This window comes from Pseudomonas sp. Irchel 3A5 (assembly GCF_900187575.1).
GTDB lineage: Bacteria > Pseudomonadota > Gammaproteobacteria > Pseudomonadales > Pseudomonadaceae > Aquipseudomonas > Aquipseudomonas folii.
Window position 1 is genome coordinate 188,076 of record NZ_FYDU01000007.1, and the last position, 16,928, is coordinate 205,003.

Annotated in this window: 15 protein-coding genes; 8 read left to right on the forward strand and 7 right to left on the reverse strand. The window is 57.1% G+C overall.

Annotation, left to right across the window (positions count from 1 at the left end; genetic code table 11):
- Positions 1-567: 567 nt before the first annotated feature.
- Complete coding sequence (locus CKW31_RS13550; RefSeq protein WP_027902232.1) at positions 568-819, reverse strand: Lpp/OprI family alanine-zipper lipoprotein; 252 nt, start codon at positions 817-819, stop codon at positions 568-570.
- A 602-nt stretch (positions 820-1,421) separates the two neighbouring features.
- Between CKW31_RS13550 and CKW31_RS13555 the strand changes: the two genes are divergently transcribed.
- The gene (locus CKW31_RS13555; RefSeq protein WP_027902233.1) at positions 1,422-1,703 is read left to right on the forward strand and encodes a GNAT family N-acetyltransferase; all 282 of its coding nucleotides are present in this window, start codon (positions 1,422-1,424) and stop codon (positions 1,701-1,703) included.
- 95 nt (positions 1,704-1,798) lie between these two features.
- Here the strand turns inward: CKW31_RS13555 and CKW31_RS13560 are convergent, their stop codons facing one another.
- Positions 1,799-2,875: a 3-deoxy-7-phosphoheptulonate synthase gene (locus CKW31_RS13560; protein ID WP_027902234.1), complete on the reverse strand. Its 1,077-nt coding sequence runs from the start codon at positions 2,873-2,875 to the stop codon at positions 1,799-1,801.
- Between the two features lie 217 nt (positions 2,876-3,092).
- Here CKW31_RS13560 and CKW31_RS13565 point away from each other — a divergent pair, with 217 nt between their 5' ends.
- The 3 genes from CKW31_RS13565 to cysB all read left to right on the forward strand — a co-directional run bounded on the left by CKW31_RS13565 (position 3,093) and on the right by cysB (position 5,178).
- A complete protein-coding gene (locus CKW31_RS13565; RefSeq protein WP_095095620.1) occupies positions 3,093-3,428 on the forward strand; it encodes a co-chaperone YbbN in 336 nt (111 codons plus the stop codon).
- Between the two features lie 141 nt (positions 3,429-3,569).
- Complete coding sequence (locus CKW31_RS13570; protein ID WP_095095623.1) at positions 3,570-4,082, forward strand: universal stress protein; 513 nt, start codon at positions 3,570-3,572, stop codon at positions 4,080-4,082.
- Between the two features lie 121 nt (positions 4,083-4,203).
- Positions 4,204-5,178, forward strand: coding sequence for an HTH-type transcriptional regulator CysB (gene cysB / locus CKW31_RS13575; protein WP_087265080.1), 975 nt, complete (start codon positions 4,204-4,206; stop codon positions 5,176-5,178).
- Between the two features lie 205 nt (positions 5,179-5,383).
- Here cysB and CKW31_RS13580 read toward each other — a convergent pair whose 3' ends face one another.
- The 5 genes from CKW31_RS13580 to CKW31_RS13600 all read right to left on the reverse strand — a co-directional run bounded on the left by CKW31_RS13580 (position 5,384) and on the right by CKW31_RS13600 (position 10,881).
- Entirely contained in the window at positions 5,384-6,118 is a 735-nt protein-coding gene (locus tag CKW31_RS13580) for a phosphoadenylyl-sulfate reductase (RefSeq protein ID WP_027902239.1), read from the reverse strand.
- Positions 6,119-6,348: 230 nt separating this feature from the next.
- The gene (gene pabB / locus CKW31_RS13585) at positions 6,349-7,701 is read right to left on the reverse strand and encodes an aminodeoxychorismate synthase component I (RefSeq protein ID WP_095095626.1); all 1,353 of its coding nucleotides are present in this window, start codon (positions 7,699-7,701) and stop codon (positions 6,349-6,351) included.
- A 108-nt stretch (positions 7,702-7,809) separates the two neighbouring features.
- A complete protein-coding gene (locus CKW31_RS13590) occupies positions 7,810-8,787 on the reverse strand; it encodes an alpha-L-glutamate ligase-like protein (protein WP_176469885.1) in 978 nt (325 codons plus the stop codon).
- Entirely contained in the window at positions 8,787-10,340 is a 1,554-nt protein-coding gene (locus tag CKW31_RS13595; protein ID WP_095095631.1) for an inactive transglutaminase family protein, read from the reverse strand. Before CKW31_RS13595 ends, CKW31_RS13590 begins: the two co-directional genes overlap by 1 nt.
- 4 nt (positions 10,341-10,344) lie before the next feature.
- The gene (locus CKW31_RS13600) at positions 10,345-10,881 is read right to left on the reverse strand and encodes an ATP-dependent zinc protease (protein WP_027902243.1); all 537 of its coding nucleotides are present in this window, start codon (positions 10,879-10,881) and stop codon (positions 10,345-10,347) included.
- 324 nt (positions 10,882-11,205) lie between these two features.
- Here CKW31_RS13600 and CKW31_RS13605 point away from each other — a divergent pair, with 324 nt between their 5' ends.
- The 4 genes from CKW31_RS13605 to acnD all read left to right on the forward strand — a co-directional run bounded on the left by CKW31_RS13605 (position 11,206) and on the right by acnD (position 16,855).
- The gene (locus tag CKW31_RS13605) at positions 11,206-11,931 is read left to right on the forward strand and encodes a GntR family transcriptional regulator (RefSeq protein WP_095095634.1); all 726 of its coding nucleotides are present in this window, start codon (positions 11,206-11,208) and stop codon (positions 11,929-11,931) included.
- Positions 11,931-12,824: a methylisocitrate lyase gene (prpB, locus tag CKW31_RS13610; RefSeq protein ID WP_095095638.1), complete on the forward strand. Its 894-nt coding sequence runs from the start codon at positions 11,931-11,933 to the stop codon at positions 12,822-12,824. Before CKW31_RS13605 ends, prpB begins: the two co-directional genes overlap by 1 nt.
- A gap of 104 nt (positions 12,825-12,928) precedes the next feature.
- Positions 12,929-14,056, forward strand: coding sequence for a 2-methylcitrate synthase (prpC, locus tag CKW31_RS13615; RefSeq protein ID WP_095095641.1), 1,128 nt, complete (start codon positions 12,929-12,931; stop codon positions 14,054-14,056).
- Positions 14,057-14,263: 207 nt separating this feature from the next.
- Positions 14,264-16,855, forward strand: a complete 2,592-nt coding sequence (acnD, locus tag CKW31_RS13620) for a Fe/S-dependent 2-methylisocitrate dehydratase AcnD (RefSeq protein ID WP_095095643.1) — start codon at positions 14,264-14,266, stop codon at positions 16,853-16,855.
- Positions 16,856-16,928: the final 73 nt, after the last annotated feature.

The following is a 16,928-nucleotide window of genomic DNA, read 5'->3' on the forward strand; positions in this document are numbered from 1 at the left end:
CAAAATCAAAAGCGCGGCGGCCTGACAGCCGACCTGATTTGTGAACTTTCCGGGCTTCTGTAGGAGCTGCCGAAGGCTGCGAAGCGGTGTGTCAGATTGTGTATGTGTTGGCTGTGCTGACGTCTCGCGAACAAGTTCGCTCCTACCGGTCCGAGTCGCTTCCGTCGTTTTCGTTCTGTTTTTGATCTGTTTTTGATCTGTTTTTGATCTTAAGCGCCCCGTTAAACCACGTCGGCCGGAATTCGACATTGCTGTGTGGGGCAAACCGGCAGGGATGCCGGTTTAGCTGCCTCAGGCCATGGATGGCCGGTGGCAGCGGCCCCACGCAGCAATGTCGGATTACGGGTATGCCGAGCCTAGGCGAGGCACCTAGTGGTGGGGCAAGAGCCTTTTGCTTACTTTTGGGCTCCTTTCAAAAGTGAGGCGCTGTAAAAGCGCAACCAATCTCAGCCGCGCCCCAATAACGGATATGTGCAAACAAACCCCAAACCCCAATTCCCAGCCAATAAAAAAGCCGACCCGGATAACCAGATCGGCTTTCTTGCAACAACAATCCCGAAGGGATTATTACTTGCGGCTAGCCTTGTCCAACATACGCAGAGCGCGCTCGTTGGCTTCGTCAGCAGTTTGCTGAGCTTTTTGAGCAGCAGCCAGAGCTTCGTCAGCTTTGCGATAAGCTTCGTCAGCGCGAGCTTGCGAACGAGCAGCTGCGTCTTCAGTAGCGGTCAGACGAGCTTCGGTTTCTTTGGATACGCTGCTGCAACCGGTAGCCAGAACTGCTGCCAGAGCCAGAGCAGAGAATTTCAGAGCATTGTTCATTGTGTTCCCCTTCAAGGACTTTTTTCAAATTAGTCATCTCTCGAAAATGAGAAAATGACCGGCGTACATAGTACCCACTGTTTGTAGTAAGTAAACTGACGAAGCGCAAGAAGCCCGACATTTTGTGCGCTTTGAAAGTGATCAACCTTACTGTCCACGTGTTTTGTATAAAAAATATCCAACCGCTGCACATGTCTCACGTAACCCTTATGCCCAAGGGCTTGCGAGTCGCAGATCAACACTGGCAAGACGAGAAATGTTCACCTTGCCAACCACTGTTCACGACCGCAGGTATAGGGGGAACATGCATCTGTTTAGCTTGCGTCGAGGTGACTTTCAATTCAGCTCGACGTCTCAATCGACAAGCTCCGGCAATGTTCAGTTCAACGCTCTGCTCAATCAGATGTTCGGTCGCGGCTTTTTGCGGTTGATACGCTTGAGCATATTCCCCAATGACGCCTACTATTTGCAGGTGCTCTTTTGTTGGGATCAGCAAAGCTCTTCTCGGTGTCCAAAACAGGCACAGGGTGGCGTAGATGTTCCTTCGCCGGAAAAACATCGGTAAGGTAGGGGTCAAATTCCAAGACCCGCGAGGAGTAGTGATGAGCGAGGCGCTGTCCATCCACCATGATGAGACCGGTCACCAGTTTGAAATCAACATCGACGGTCACCGTGCCTACCTGACCTATATGGACTTGGGTAAGCAGACTCTGGATATCTATCGGACTTTCGTCCCCAATGCCCTGCGTGGTCGAGGCATTGCTGCTGCACTGACCGAACAGGCGCTCGATTACGCCGACAGCATCGGGTATACGGTCATCCCGTCATGCTCTTATGTAGAGCGCTACATGGAGCGCAATCAGCGTCAGGCGGCAAAGATCTGAGTCGGGGTTCAGTCGGTATCCCCGACAGAGTTGTAACCCGATAGCACCAAGAAAAACGCCGAGCATATGCTCGGCGTTTTCGTTTCTGCTGCTGATCAGCCGCGTTGGCGTTTCGGCAGTACGTCCTTGAGCTTGGCGTGCATGCTGCGCAAGGTTTTTTCGGTGCTTTCCCAGTCGATGCAGGCATCGGTGACGGACACGCCGTATTGCAGCTCGGACAAATCCTTGGGAATCGCCTGACAGCCCCAGTTCAGATGACTTTCGACCATCAGGCCAATGATCGACTGGTTGCCTTCCAGAATCTGGTTGGCGACGTTTTCCATGACCAGCGGCTGCAGGGCAGGGTCTTTGTTGGAATTGGCGTGGCTGCAATCCACCATGATGTTCGGTTTGATCTTCGCCTTGTTCAGCGCCTGCTCACACAGTGCAACGCTGACCGAATCATAGTTGGGCTTGCCGTTGCCGCCGCGTAGCACCACGTGGCCATAGGCATTGCCTTTGGTGGTCACGATGGACACGCCACCTTCCTGGTTGATCCCCAGGAAACGGTGTGGGCTGGAAACCGATTGCAGGGCATTGATTGCCACTGTCAGGCCGCCGTCGGTGCCATTCTTGAAGCCCACGGCCGAGGACAGGCCTGATGCCATCTCCCGGTGTGTCTGGGATTCAGTGGTCCGTGCGCCGATGGCCGACCAGCTGATCAGGTCCTGCAGGTACTGCGGGGAGATCGGGTCCAGCGCTTCGGTGGCTGTGGGCAGGCCCATTTCAGCCAGGTCCAGCAGCAACTGGCGGCCGATATGCAGGCCGTCCTGAATCTTGAATGAGTCGTCCAGGTACGGATCGTTGATCAGACCTTTCCAGCCCACGGTGGTGCGCGGCTTCTCGAAGTAGACGCGCATCACCAGATACAGCGTGTCGGAAACCTCGGCGGCCAGCGCCTTGAGGCGTTCGGCGTATTCGTGTGCGGCCTTGATGTCATGGATCGAGCATGGCCCGATCACGATGAACAGGCGGTGATCCTTACCATCGAGAATGTCGCGGACCACTTCACGGCCCTTGCTCACTGTCTTCAGTGCGGCGGCGGTGAGCGGGATTTCGCGCTTGAGCTGATCCGGTGTGATCAGTGTCTCGTTGGAGGAAACGTTGAGGTCGTCAATCGGTAAATCAGCCATCGTGCTACTCATCAGGTCGCGTATGCCGGCCGCCAACGAACCCCGTGGGGCGAAGCCAGGCATGATTGAGCGAAACGGGGGACCGAACCTTAGCGCGTTAGGCCTTGCCGATACAATGGGCAAACGCCGCTTTATCGAGCGTCGTGCGCCCGGCGGGCTGATTTGCAAGCACCTGCAGGGGCAGGGATAGTGAGTGACAGATTGTGGGAGGCAGTAATTGAACGAGCTTGAATTGACCGACTTTGATATTGATCATCAGTTATTGGCACTTCCCGGCACTTCGCTTCTGATATTCACCAGCGTCGGTTGCAGCAGTTGCCGATATGCCCGAGAGCTGCTTCCGACACTTGATCTGGGGCTGGATCGTATCTGCTGGATCGATGCCGAGGAAAACGGCGGGGCGGTTGCGCGATACGAGGTATTTCATCTACCGGCATTGTTTGTGGTTCGGGATGGGCTGTTTTATGGCGGGTTGCGTTCGCCCCTGACCCTGACCGGGATTCGACAGTCTCTGGCGCAGGCTTTGGGTACGAAGTCAGATGAATTGCCTTGAGTATTTATCTGCGTTTCCCTTGTATCAGCAATGAGTTGAAAGCTACTACCTCCAGGGCTCGCAGGTAATTGCCGCCACACTCCTGAGGGCGCTGCTAAGCTGATTCCATCTCCGCCATTCTGGCTGTCCGGGAGGTCGTACATGATTCGCTCGATGCTTTATGCCACAGACCTCGGTCTGTACGCGCCCTATGTTATGCAGCACGCGCTGGCACTGGCTCGAACATTCAATGCCGACCTCTATGTGGTGCATGTGGTGGAGCCTATCGGGTCGTTTGCCGAATCGGTACTGCAGAGTTATCTGGATGAGGACGCGTTGAAGGATCTGCGCAGTCAGGGATTGAGTTCAGTCATGGAAGGTATCGAGCAGCGAGTGCTTGATGGTTTTCGTGAAGAGTTAGGCGAGGATCATCAGGATCTGGCGCTGATCAGCACGGTGCGGGTGGTTCAGGGCGATCCGTGCGATGTGATTCTGGGGCAGGCTGACGAGCTCAAGGTTGATCTGGTTATTGTCGGCAGCCATAGCCGTGGGGCAGAGCCCACCACGCCGATAGGTCGTACTGCGGCACGGGTTCTGCAGCTTTCGCAGGTGCCGGTGTATATGGTGCCGGGTTGTACTCAAAGCGTGCGCAGATCGAATGGGCGGGTCGAATAAAATCGAGCGTGCCTTTATCGCGCAAAGATGATAAAAAGTTCTAGCTTTGTCGTTCCTACCATTAATCCAGTTATATACCGTCGCTGATGCCCTTGGCGTCTTCCTGCTTTGAGGGATTCATATGAAGCTTCAACAACTGCGCTACATCTGGGAAGTGGCGCACCACGACCTCAACGTTTCAGCGACGGCTCAGAGCCTTTACACCTCTCAGCCAGGTATCAGCAAGCAGATCCGCTTGCTCGAAGATGAGCTGGGCGTGGAAGTTTTCGCTCGCAGTGGCAAGCATCTGACCCGTGTCACTCCGGCCGGCGAACGCATTATCACCACCGCCGGTGAGATCCTGCGCAAGGTTGAAAGCATCAAGCAGATTGCCCAGGAATTCTCCAATGAGAAGAAAGGCACGCTGTCCATTGCGACGACTCACACCCAGGCACGTTATGCACTGCCACCGGTGATCAGCAACTTCATCAAGCAATACCCCGACGTGTCGCTGCACATGCATCAGGGGTCGCCCATGCAGATCGCCGAAATGGCTGCGGACGGCACGGTCGATTTCGCCATCGCGACTGAAGCACTGGAGTTGTTCGGTGATCTGGTGATGATGCCGTGCTACCGCTGGAACAGGTGTGTGGTAGTGCCTCATGGTCACCCGCTGACCAAAGTACCGAAGCTGACCCTGGAAGTGCTGGCTGAATATCCGATCGTGACTTACGTGTTCGGCTTCACGGGGCGCTCCAAGCTGGATGAAGCGTTCAGCCATCGCGGCCTGACACCAAAAGTCGTGTTCACCGCAGCCGACGCCGACGTCATCAAGACTTATGTACGTCTGGGGCTGGGTGTTGGCATCGTTGCGAAAATGGCTGTCGACACCAAGCTGGACAGCGATCTGGTGATGCTCGATGCAAGCGATCTGTTTGAGTCAAGCGTGACCAAGATCGGCTTCCGTCGCGGCACTTTCCTGCGCGGTTTCATGTGTGACTTCATCGAGAAGTTCGCGCCGCACCTGACTCGCGAAGTGATGGCCAAGGCGATTCAATGCCATAACAAACAGGAACTGGAAGAGCTGTTTGACGGGGTTGAACTGCCGGTGCATTGATTGTCGTTCAGGCAGTAGTTATCTGTAGGCGCTCACGAGCACAGCGAGGCAGCGATGGCGCCCTGGCTGACACACAGCTATCGCGGCCTCGCGTTGCTCGTGCGCTCCTACAGATCTATGTTCGCTGGCGACAGCGCGCGGTGTAGCAGAGGTGCCACTCCCACAGGGAATTGATCTGTGGAGCGTCGCGAGCTAAAGGTTGGTATCACACCTTCGCGATCAGATTCCCCGAGTGCAGCCCGCATTCCTTCTGCGTCGCTTCTTCCCACCACCAGCGACCTTCACGCTCGTGCTGGTTCGGCAGTACCGGGCGCGTGCAGGGCTCGCAGCCGATACTGATGAACCCGCGCTCGTGCAGGCTGTTGTACGGCAGCTCCAGCATGCGGATATAGCCCCAGATTTCCTCGCTGCTCATCTGTGCCAACGGGTTGAACTTGTACAGGGTGCGCTCCGGGGTGGAGAACGCGCTGTCAATTTCCAGGGCCGCCACCTGGCTGCGAGTGCCGGGGCTCTGGTCGCGACGCTGGCCGGTGGCCCAGGCTTTCACGCCCGACAGCTTGCGGCGCAGCGGTTCGATCTTGCGCACGCCGCAGCATTCGCCGTGACCGTCTCGGTAAAAGCTGAATAAACCCTTCTCTTTGACGAAAGGTTCGAGCTTTTGCTGATCCGGAGTCATGATCTCGATATCGATCTTGTAGTGCTCACGGACCTGTTCGATGAAGCGATAGGTTTCCGGATGCAGGCGACCGGTGTCCAGACTGAATACTTTGACGTTCTTGTTCAGTTTCCAGGCCATGTCCACCAGCACCACATCCTCGGCGCCGCTGAACGAAATCCACAGCTCGTCACCGAAATGCTGGAAGGCCAGTTTGAGGATGTCTTGTGCCGACTTGTTGGCGTAGGTCGCGGCAAGCTCGGCGACATCGAAGGGTGTGCTCATCAGGCGGTTTCCTAAATATGGCGCTTAGGCGCTCGTAATGACGCGAATGTTAACAAAATCTTCCGAGGGATTGGCCGGTCATCGTGACGTACACGGTGTTGAGGAGAGAATCCATCGAGGCGTCAAATCGCGATTGGCGCGTCTAGATGCATTTTTGTAGGAGCTGCCGAAGGCTGCGAAGCATTCATCCTGACATATGGCCATCGCAGCCTTCGGCAGCTCCTACAGGATCAGCGAGGCGTCGTTTTTTCCAGCGTATCCAGCAAAACCCGCACCTTGGTGAACGACTCCTGATACTCGGCCTCGCAGTCGGAGTCTGCAACAATCCCGCCGCCTGCCCAGCAGGAGATCTTGCCATCCTTGGCGAGCAGGCTGCGGATCGCGATGGAGCTGTCCATCTCGCCACGCACGTCGAGATACAGCAGCGAGCCGCAGTACAGGCCGCGGCGGGTCGGTTCCAGTTCATCGATGATCTGCATGGCGCGAATTTTTGGCGCGCCGGTAATGGATCCACCCGGAAAACTGCCTGCGATCAAATCCAGAGCATCGTGATCATTCGCCAGTTCACCCACTACGCTGCTCACCAGATGGTGCACGTTGGGGTAGCTTTCGAGGCTGAACAGTTCCGGTACTTTCACTGAGCCAATCCGGCAACTGCGCCCCAGATCATTGCGTAGCAGATCGACGATCATCAGGTTTTCCGCACGGTCCTTGGTGCTGGATATCAATTCCTGCGCATAGGCCTGGTCTTCGGCGATGTTTTTGCCTCGCGGCCGTGTGCCCTTGATGGGGCGGGTTTCAACGTGGCTCTGGCTGACCTTGACGAAGCGTTCCGGCGAAAGGCTCAGCACAGCATCACCATCCGGCAGGGCCTGATAACCGGAAAACGGGGTAGGGCAGGCCTGCCGCAACGCGCAAAAAGCCGCCCAAGGGTCGCCTTCGTAACGGGCCTGAAAGCGTTGAGTCAGATTGACCTGATAGCAGTCACCCGCATGGATGTAGGACTGGATACGGTCAAAGGCTTCGCGGTAAGCACTGGCGCTGATCGACGGCGCAAACTGGCCGTCCAGGGCGAAGACACTTGAGTCGGGTGCCTGGGTGCTGCTGAACAGCGCAATCAGCCTCTGGCGCTCGGTTTCGGCCAGCGAGGGGTGAAACACGAGCTGGCTGGTCTGCTGCTGATGATCGCTGATTAACGCCCAGGCGTAGAGCCCCAGTCGCGCATCGGGAAGTTGCAGGTCATCAAGCGCAGCGCCGGATTGTGTTTCGAGGCGGCGCCCGAAGTCGTAGCTGATGTAGCCGATCAAACCGCCTGCGAACGGCAGCTCACAGTCGGTGGGCAACTGCGCGTGACCCAGGGCGTTCAAGCCATCACGCAAGCGCTGGAAAAATCCGCTGCCGGTTTCTGCGCTGTCCGGCAGGAATGTCTGCACGGGCCATGCACTGAGCAGGTCGAAGCGGCCACGCTCGGCAGCCGGTCGGCCGCTGTCCAGCAGAATGGCGCCCGGGGCCTGGCGGATGCGTTGGAAATAATCCGCTGGGTCGGCGCGGTAAGGCAGCGAATAAAGTAAACAGTCAGGCATTCGAGGGATGTCAGTTCGGAGCGCGGGACGGGGATTGTAGTCTTCCGTCGGCATCGCTCCTAGTGGCGTGTCGGAATTGGATTGTCAGTGGGCGCAGTGGTCCTGTGCTCAGGACGCCTGTACGTGACCGAACAACTCCTGAACGAACTGCACTCGTTGTTCAGGCGTTTCCTGTTCGCCATTGAGTGCCAATTGCTCAAGTCGCGCTTCAACCGCCTGGGTCCGGTGAGTCAGGCCGCAATCGTTGGCAATCTGGATATTCAGACCGGGGCGGGCGTTGAGTTCGAGAATCAACGGGCCATGCTCCTGATCGAGCACCATGTCGACGCCGATGTAACCCAGGCCACACAGCTCATAGCACTCTGCGGCGAGTTTCATGAAACCGTCCCAGTTGGGCAATTGAACGCCATCCACCGCATTGGTGGTGTCCGGGTGTTTGGTGATGATGTTATTCAGCCAGGTGCCGCGCAGGGTAATGCCGGTGGCCAGGTCGACACCGACACCAATCGCGCCCTGATGCAGGTTGGCCTTGCCGCCGGACTGCCGGGTGGGCAGGCGCAGCATGGCCATGACCGGGTAGCCCATCAGGACAATGATGCGAATGTCCGGCACGCCCTCGTAGCTGATGCTTTTGAAAATCTGATCCGGGGTGACGCGGTATTCGATCAGTGCCCGGTCCCGGTGGCCGCCCAGGGAATAGAGCCCGGTAAGGATGCTCGACACCTGATGCTCGATCTCCGAATGACTGACGATGCGCCCGGAAACCGTACGATAGCGACCCTCGAAACGATCGGCGATCACCAGGATGCCATCGCCGCCAGCGCCCTGAGCGGGCTTGATCACGAAATCACTGCGACCACCGATGATCTCGTCGAGCTTGTCGATTTCCTTCTCGGTAGAAATTACCCCGTACATCTCGGGCACATTGATGCCCGCTGCGATCGCCCGCTCCTTGGTGATGATCTTGTCATCGACAATCGGGTACAGGCTGCGCTTGTTGTATTTGAGCACGTAATCGGCGTTACGCCGGTTGATGCCCATGATGCCCCGGGCTTCCAGCGCCTTCCAGGTCTTCCACCAGCCGATCATTTGGCTTCTTCTTGCTTGGCTTCTTCCTTCAGGAAGGCCTTGAAGCGGACCAGTTCAGTCAGGCGGTAACCGCGATAGCGACCCATGGCCAGCATGAAGCCCACCAGAATCAGCAGCACTGCTGGGAAGGTGAAGACGAAGTAGATCAGCGCTGGCACGCTCATGATGATGTGCGCCAGTGAGGCCGCGAACAGCGTGCCGATGGCGACTTTCATGGCATGACCACCGCCACGCTCCTCCCAGGTGATCGACAGGCGTTCAATGGTCATGGTCAGAATCACCATCGGGAATAGCGCCACTGAAAGGCCGCGCTCCAGACCCAGTTTGTGACTGAGGACGCTGATGGCAGCAATCAGCACCACCACGAACGTCAGCACCACCGACAGGCGGGGCAGCATTTGCAGCTTCAAATGTTCCAGATAAGAGCGTAACGAAAGGCCGAGCGCAGTTATAACCGTGAACAGAATGATGCCGAAGCCGAGCTGGGTTTCCCTGAAGGCCAGGGCGATCAGCACCGGGGTAAACGTCCCAAGCGTCTGCAGGCCAATCAGGTTACGCAGGACCAGAATGACCAGCACACCGATCGGAATCATGACCATGATCATGAAGGTCTGCTGGGTTTCCAGCGGCAGGCCATACAACGAATATTCAAGGAAGTCGGCGTCAGTGCTGGCATCGGTCAGCTGTGCGAGCCGAATCGCGTTCATCTCGCTGTTGTTGAGGCTGAACGTGACCAGGGCTTTTTTGCCGCCCTCGACCGTGATCAGGTTCTCGTCGCCCGTCCACCATAGCAAGCGGTCATCAGGCAGGCCTTTTTCACCGGTGTCCGGGTTGAAATACAACCAGTCCTTGCCATTGAAACTGCGCAGCCAGAGTTCAGGGCTTTGCGGCTGGTCGGCTACGAGGCGAATCGTGTGGACCTTCTCCATTGGCACATGGGCAATGGACAGCAGCAATTCGGTAATGCGCGCCTTGTTGGTGCTGGAGGTATCACCTGCCAGCAGCAGCTTGACGTTGTCATCTTTCAGATTGTTGACCCGCTTGATGGCTTCAGTGATGAAGGTCTCGACGTCGGCCGAGTGCTGGCGGATTGGCGCGAGCAGCGCTTCGGCGGCAATCTTCTCCGGGCCTTCGACCGGGATGCTGTCGCGGAAGATCGGCCCTTTGGTCTTCAGCCTTTCGCCGCTATAACGCTTGGTCAGCACCAGGCGGTAGTACAGGGTCTGATTGCCGGTTGCGCGACGTGCCGACCAGGTGACTTTGCGATTGCCATCGACCCGGTTGACGCTGACGCCGTAGTTATTGGAAATGAAGCTTTCGTTGAGGCTGATGAAGTCCCGCGCCAGCGGCGGCACGAACATCTGCACCTTCACCGAATCCTTATTGTTGTTGGCAACGAATTCGACTTTGGCGTCGATATTCCACAGGTCGTCGGTTTCATCCTCAGTCATCGGGATGCCGAGCGCCAGAATCTGATAAGCCGTGATCGCTATTCCCAGGGTCACCAGGACGCCGATCAGGATTTTCAGATGCAAAGTCAAAGAACGCATGGGTTTACTCGGTGGTTTGAGCAGTAATTTCACAGCCAGGCTTGCCCGCTGCGTACTTAAGGCTTGGGTCGACCAGCGCATCAAAGCGTTTTAGAGCCTCGGAGCCGATCAAAAGCGGATATTGGAAAGCACTTCTGTCCGTCAAGTTCACTTCGATGGTGCGTAAAGATGCACCCATGCACACATCAAGGCTGATGACCGGGCGCGCCGTGTACTTTTTTTCTTCATCGGCGTCGTAATCATCGGCACGTCGTTTGATCTTGCTGACCCTTGCCAGTGGCCGCTCAATGGGGTGCGCATGGGCGTCATCGATCGCCAGATAGAAGCGCACCCAGGTCTCGCCATTGCGTTTGAAATGTTTGATGTCCCGAGCGCTCAGTGAAGCAGTCTTGGCGCCGGTGTCGAGTTTGGCGGCAACCTGCAGGTCGATATCGTTGAGCTGAGCGTATTCGTTCAGACCATAAACGGTCTTGTCGGCTGCCATGCCGTTGATTGATAGCAGAAGAAGGCAGAGCAGGGCGGGAAGGGCTTTGAGTGTCATAAATCCTGGCACGTTGAGAGCGGTCATCCGGACATCGCTCTTAAGTCATTTATTGGCTGGCGCAGTGCTATTGCTGACGATCAGTTGGGGCGGCATTCTAGCATGAAGGTGCGTCTCGCTCACTGCGATGATCCTGTGGGAGCCGGGCTTGCCCGCGATAAGGCTACATGCGATTACTTTAGATAGCGTCCAGTCTTATCGCGAGCAAGCTCTGCTCCCACATAAGATCGTATATTGGACTATTGTCGACAGTCTTGATTAATGCTTTGACTAAAATGTATTTGAAAGCTAGTTTTAGCCAAAATAATCCTACCGGTGTCGACAATGTTGGAATCAGCCGAAAGCGCTGCTCCAGTGACAGATGATTCGGAAACCCTTTCCGAAAACGTTTTTCGTCGCATTCAGTCCGCCATCATCAAAGGTGAAATCGCTCCCGGGAGCAAGATTTCCGAGCCCGAGCTGGCGCGCACATACGGCATCAGTCGTGGCCCTTTGCGTGAGGCAATTCATCGTCTAGAGGGGCAACGCTTGCTGGTTCGGGTGCCCCATGTGGGCGCTCGTGTGGTTTCCCTCAGTCATGCCGAATTGATCGAGCTGTACGAGATTCGCGAATCCCTGGAAGGCATGGCCTGCCGTCTGGCGGCCGAGCGCATGACCGCCGAAGAAATCGATGACTTGCGCCGGGTGCTTGAAACCCACGAGCGTGATGCCGCGTTTCAGGCTGGCGTCGGTTATTACCAGCAGGAAGGGGATTTCGATTTCCACTATCGGATCATCCAGGGCAGCGGCAATAAAACCCTGACGCAAATGCTCTGCGGCGATCTGTATCAACTGGTGCGCATGTACCGCATCCAGTTCTCTGCGACGCCCAATCGTCCCCGTCAGGCATTTGCCGAACACCATCGCATTCTCGATGCCATCGCCGACCGTGACGGCGAACTGGCCGAACTGTTGATGCGTCGCCACATCGGCGCCTCCAAACGCAATATCGAGCGGCATTATTTAGAGCAGTGTTCCCTGAAACAGCCTGCCCCAACCCGAGGTGAATAATGAATTCCAATAAAACCACTCCAGGCCAACGTTTTCGTGATGCGGTCGCCAGCGAACATCCGCTGCAAGTGGTCGGCGCGATTAATGCCAATCATGCGTTGCTGGCCAAGCGCGCCGGGTTCAAGGCTATCTACCTGTCGGGTGGCGGGGTGGCGGCGGGTTCGCTGGGGATTCCTGATCTGGGCATCACTGGTCTTGATGACGTACTTACCGACGTACGCCGTATCACCGATGTCTGCGATTTGCCTTTGCTGGTAGACGTGGATACGGGTTTTGGATCGTCGGCCTTTAACGTGGCGCGGACTGTGCGCTCGATGATCAAGTTCGGCGCAGCCGCGATTCATATCGAAGATCAGGTGGGTGCCAAGCGCTGCGGCCATCGCCCTAATAAAGAAATCGTGACCCAGCAGGAAATGGTCGACCGCATCAAAGCGGCCGTGGATGCCCGCACCGATGACAGTTTTGTGATTATGGCGCGCACTGATGCGCTGGCGGTGGAAGGGATTGAGTCGGCCCTTGAGCGTGCAGCCGCGTGCATCGAAGCGGGAGCCGATATGGTCTTCCCCGAAGCCATCACCGAGCTGGACATGTACAAGCTGTTTGCTTCGCGGGTCAAAGCGCCGATTCTTGCCAATATCACCGAGTTTGGTGCCACGCCACTGTTCACCGTGGACGAGTTGCGCGGCGCTGATGTTTCACTGGTGCTCTATCCTTTATCGGCATTCCGCGCCATGAACAAGGCGGCGGAAAACGTCTACGGCGCGATTCGCCGTGATGGCAGCCAGAAGAACGTGGTCGACACCATGCAGACCCGAATGGAGCTTTACGACGCGATTGATTACCACACCTTCGAACAGAAGCTGGATGCGCTGTTTGCGCAGAAGAAGGGGTGAGGCGCACGACGACCCGGTAGGAGCCAACAAGTTAGCTCCTACCGGGAGCACTGAGTTCTCAACGAATTGCCAAATCCCTAAAAAATCCAACATTGGAGAGAGCAATGGCTGAAGCAAAAGTATTAAGCGGCGCGGGCCTGCGTGGTCAGGTTGCCGGGCAGACTGCCTTGTCTACCGTTGGCCAGACCGGTGCCGGTTTGACGTACCGTGGCTATGACGTAAAAGAACTGGCTGCCGAGGCTCGCTTTGAAGAAGTCGCCTACCTGCTGCTTTACGGCGAGCTGCCGACCCAGACGCAACTGGACGGCTATCTCGCGAAACTGAAAAAGCTCCGGGATCTGCCGCAAGCTTTGAAAGAAGTGCTCGAACGGATACCTGCTGATACCCACCCAATGGACGTGATGCGTACCGGTGCGTCGATGCTCGGCACGCTGGAACCTGAAACCAGCTTCGAGCAGCAGCGCGATTCAACCGACCGCTTGCTCGCAGCCTTCCCGGCGATCATGTGTTACTGGTATCGCTTCAGTCATGACGGGAAACGGATTGATTGCGTGACCGACGAGGATTCCATCGGCGCGCATTTCCTGCATCTGCTGCTGGACAAGAAACCCAGCGAGCTGCATCGCAAGGTCATGGATGTTTCGCTGATCCTCTATGCAGAGCATGAATTCAATGCGTCGACCTTCACGGCGCGGGTCTGTGCGTCGACCCTGTCCGATCTGTTCTCGTGCATCACGGCTGCAATTGGCACCTTGCGCGGTCCATTGCACGGCGGCGCCAATGAAGCGGCCATGGAGATGATCCAGCGTTTTGATTCTGCCGAAGACGCTATTAAAGGCACCTTGGGTATGCTGGAGCGCAAAGACAAGATCATGGGCTTTGGCCACGCGATCTATAAAGAGTCGGACCCGCGCAACGAAGTCATCAAGGGCTGGGCGAAAAAGCTCGCCGATGAAGCGGGCGATACCGTGTTGTACCCAGTGTCCGAAGCCATCGACAAAACCATGTGGGAGCAGAAAAAACTGTTCCCCAACGCCGACTTCTACCATGCCTCGGCGTACCACTTCATGGGCATCCCGACCAAGCTGTTCACGCCGATTTTCGTGTGCTCACGCCTGACAGGCTGGGCTGCGCATGTGTTCGAACAACGTGCCAACAACCGCATCATCCGACCCAGCGCCGAGTATGTCGGCGTTGAGCAGCGCAGTTTTGTGAGTGTCGAAAAGCGCTGATTATAAAAATGTTTAGGTAAGTGCCGCCCCGGTGTCCATGGCACCGCGCTGTCTCGGGGCAAACATTGGACCTGTAGGAGCTGCCGAAGGCTGCGATGGCGTTGTGTCAGATGAACGCTTCGCAGCCTTCGGCAGCTCCTACAGAGTGAGATGAGTTTGTTGCCCCTTATAGAGCTCCCACCATTTCCGTGATTGAGGCCCCGTGCCATGAACTCAGAACACCGCAAACCCTTGCCCGGTACTTCACTGGACTATTTCGATGCCCGTGAGGCGGTCGATGCCATCAAGCCTGGTGCCTACGACGGCTTGCCTTATACCTCGCGCGTGCTGGCTGAAAATCTGGTGCGGCGCTGTGATCCGGCGACCCTGAACGCCTCTCTGGAACAGTTGATCGAGCGCAAGCGCGACCTGGACTTCCCGTGGTTTCCGGCGCGTGTGGTGTGTCACGACATTCTTGGCCAGACTGCCCTTGTTGACCTCGCAGGCCTGCGGGACGCCATTGCTTTGCAGGGTGGCGACCCGTCGCTGGTCAATCCTGTGGTGCCGACGCAATTGATTGTTGACCACTCTTTAGCCGTCGAGCATGGCGGTTTCGAGCCTGACGCCTTCGAACGTAACCGGGCGATTGAAGATCGTCGCAATGAAGACCGGTTTCACTTCATCAACTGGACCAAAAAAGCTTTCAAGAACGTCGATGTGATACCGCCTGGCAACGGCATCATGCACCAGATCAATCTGGAGCGAATGTCGCCTGTGGTGCATGCGCTGGAAGGCGTGGCGTTCCCTGACACCCTGGTCGGCACCGACAGCCACACGCCGCACGTGGATGCACTGGGGGTGATCGCCATTGGCGTCGGCGGGCTGGAGGCCGAGAGCGTGATGCTCGGCCGGGCGTCCTGGATGCGCCTGCCGGACATCATCGGTGTGGAGCTGGTGGGCAAGCGTCAGCCGGGTATCACCGCAACCGACATCGTACTGGCCGTTACCGAGTTTCTGCGTGCCGAGAAAGTCGTGTCGTCGTATCTGGAGTTCTTCGGCGATGGCGCTAACGCGCTGACCTTGGGCGACCGCGCGACCATCTCCAACATGACGCCTGAGTTCGGCGCCACGGCGGCGATGTTCTACATCGACCAGCAGACGCTGGATTACCTGACCCTGACCGGGCGCGATCCCGAGCAAGTCAGGCTGGTCGAAACCTATGCCAGACAGACTGGCCTGTGGGCCGACAGCCTGAAAACCGCCGAGTACGAGCGGGTGCTGAAGTTCGATCTGTCCAGCGTGGTCCGCAACATCGCGGGCCCATCCAATCCGCATCGGCGGGTACCAACTTCTGACCTGGCCGCGCTGGGGATTTCCGGAGTGGTAGAAAACGAACCGGGCCTGATGCCCGATGGCGCGGTGATCATCGCGGCAATCACCAGTTGCACCAACACCAGCAATCCGCGCAACGTGATCGCTGCGGGTTTGTTGGCGCGTAATGCCAACGCTGCTGGCCTGACCCGCAAACCCTGGGTCAAATCGTCGTTGGCGCCTGGCTCCAAGGCGGTGCAGCTGTATCTGGAAGAGGCCAATTTGCTGCCGGAACTGGAAAACCTGGGTTTTGGCATCGTCGGTTTTGCCTGCACCACCTGTAACGGCATGAGCGGCGCGCTGGATCCGGCCATCCAGCAGGAAGTCATTGATCGCGATCTTTACGCCACGGCTGTGCTGTCCGGCAATCGCAACTTCGATGGGCGCATTCACCCTTACGCCAAGCAGGCCTTCCTGGCCTCGCCGCCGTTGGTGGTGGCCTATGCGATTGCGGGCACCATTCGTTTCGATATCGAGAAGGATGTACTGGGCATCGACAAGGCGGGCAATCCGGTCACGCTGAAAGACATCTGGCCCAGCGACGAGGAAATCGACGCGGTGGTGAAAGCCAGCGTCAAGCCGGATCAGTTTCGTCAGGTTTATATCCCGATGTTCGAGATCAAGGCTGACGACGGTGAGCGGGTCAAACCGCTCTACGACTGGCGTGCGCCGAGCACTTATATTCGTCGTCCGCCCTATTGGGAAGGCGCGCTGGCGGGGGCTCGACCATTGAAAGGCATGCGTCCGCTGGCCGTGCTGGGCGACAACATCACCACCGATCACCTGTCCCCATCCAACGCCATCATGCTCGACAGCGCTGCCGGGGAATATCTGGCGAAAATGGGCCTGCCGGAAGAAGACTTCAATTCTTACGCGACTCATAGAGGCGACCATTTGACGGCCCAGCGCGCGACTTTTGCTAACCCCAAACTGATCAACGAAATGGTGCGCATTGACGGCAAGGTCAAGCAGGGCTCACTCGCACGTATTGAGCCGGAAGGTCAGGTCACGCGCATGTGGGAAGCGATTGAAACCTACATGGAGCGCAAGCAGCCGCTGATCATTATTGCGGGTGCGGACTATGGCCAGGGCTCATCCCGCGACTGGGCGGCGAAAGGCGTGCGGCTGGCAGGTGTCGAAGCCATCGCTGCCGAAGGTTTCGAGCGAATTCACCGGACCAATCTGGTCGGCATGGGCGTCTTGCCGCTGGAGTTCAAGCCGGGTGTTGATCGTCACACCCTGGGCATTGATGGCAGTGAAACCTTCGACGTAATCGGTGAGCGTATTCCCCGCAGTACATTGACGCTGGTGATCCATCGCAAAAATGGCGAGCGAATTGAAGTGCCGGTGACCTGTCGCCTGGATACGGCTGAAGAGGTTTCGATCTACGAAGCGGGCGGCGTGTTGCAGCGTTTTGCGCAGGATTTTCTTGAGGCGGTTACAGCCTGAAGATCGCGCATATTTTGATCTGGAATCAGATCAATTGTGGGAGCGGTGCTTGCCCGCGATAAGGCCAATGCGG

Coding starts and splice junctions, on each gene's coding strand:
- CKW31_RS13570 (WP_095095623.1), top strand. CDS start 3,570: ATGATTCGCTCGATGCTTTATGCCACAGACCTCGGTCTGTACGCGCCC.
- CKW31_RS13600 (WP_027902243.1), bottom strand. CDS start 10,881: ATGACACTCAAAGCCCTTCCCGCCCTGCTCTGCCTTCTTCTGCTATCA.
- acnD (WP_095095643.1), top strand. CDS start 14,264: ATGAACTCAGAACACCGCAAACCCTTGCCCGGTACTTCACTGGACTAT.
- CKW31_RS13580 (WP_027902239.1), bottom strand. CDS start 6,118: ATGAGCACACCCTTCGATGTCGCCGAGCTTGCCGCGACCTACGCCAAC.
- prpB (WP_095095638.1), top strand. CDS start 11,931: ATGAATTCCAATAAAACCACTCCAGGCCAACGTTTTCGTGATGCGGTC.
- CKW31_RS13555 (WP_027902233.1), top strand. CDS start 1,422: ATGAGCGAGGCGCTGTCCATCCACCATGATGAGACCGGTCACCAGTTT.
- prpC (WP_095095641.1), top strand. CDS start 12,929: ATGGCTGAAGCAAAAGTATTAAGCGGCGCGGGCCTGCGTGGTCAGGTT.
- CKW31_RS13550 (WP_027902232.1), bottom strand. CDS start 819: ATGAACAATGCTCTGAAATTCTCTGCTCTGGCTCTGGCAGCAGTTCTG.
- cysB (WP_087265080.1), top strand. CDS start 4,204: ATGAAGCTTCAACAACTGCGCTACATCTGGGAAGTGGCGCACCACGAC.
- CKW31_RS13595 (WP_095095631.1), bottom strand. CDS start 10,340: ATGCGTTCTTTGACTTTGCATCTGAAAATCCTGATCGGCGTCCTGGTG.
- CKW31_RS13605 (WP_095095634.1), top strand. CDS start 11,206: ATGTTGGAATCAGCCGAAAGCGCTGCTCCAGTGACAGATGATTCGGAA.
- CKW31_RS13560 (WP_027902234.1), bottom strand. CDS start 2,875: ATGGCTGATTTACCGATTGACGACCTCAACGTTTCCTCCAACGAGACA.
- pabB (WP_095095626.1), bottom strand. CDS start 7,701: ATGCCTGACTGTTTACTTTATTCGCTGCCTTACCGCGCCGACCCAGCG.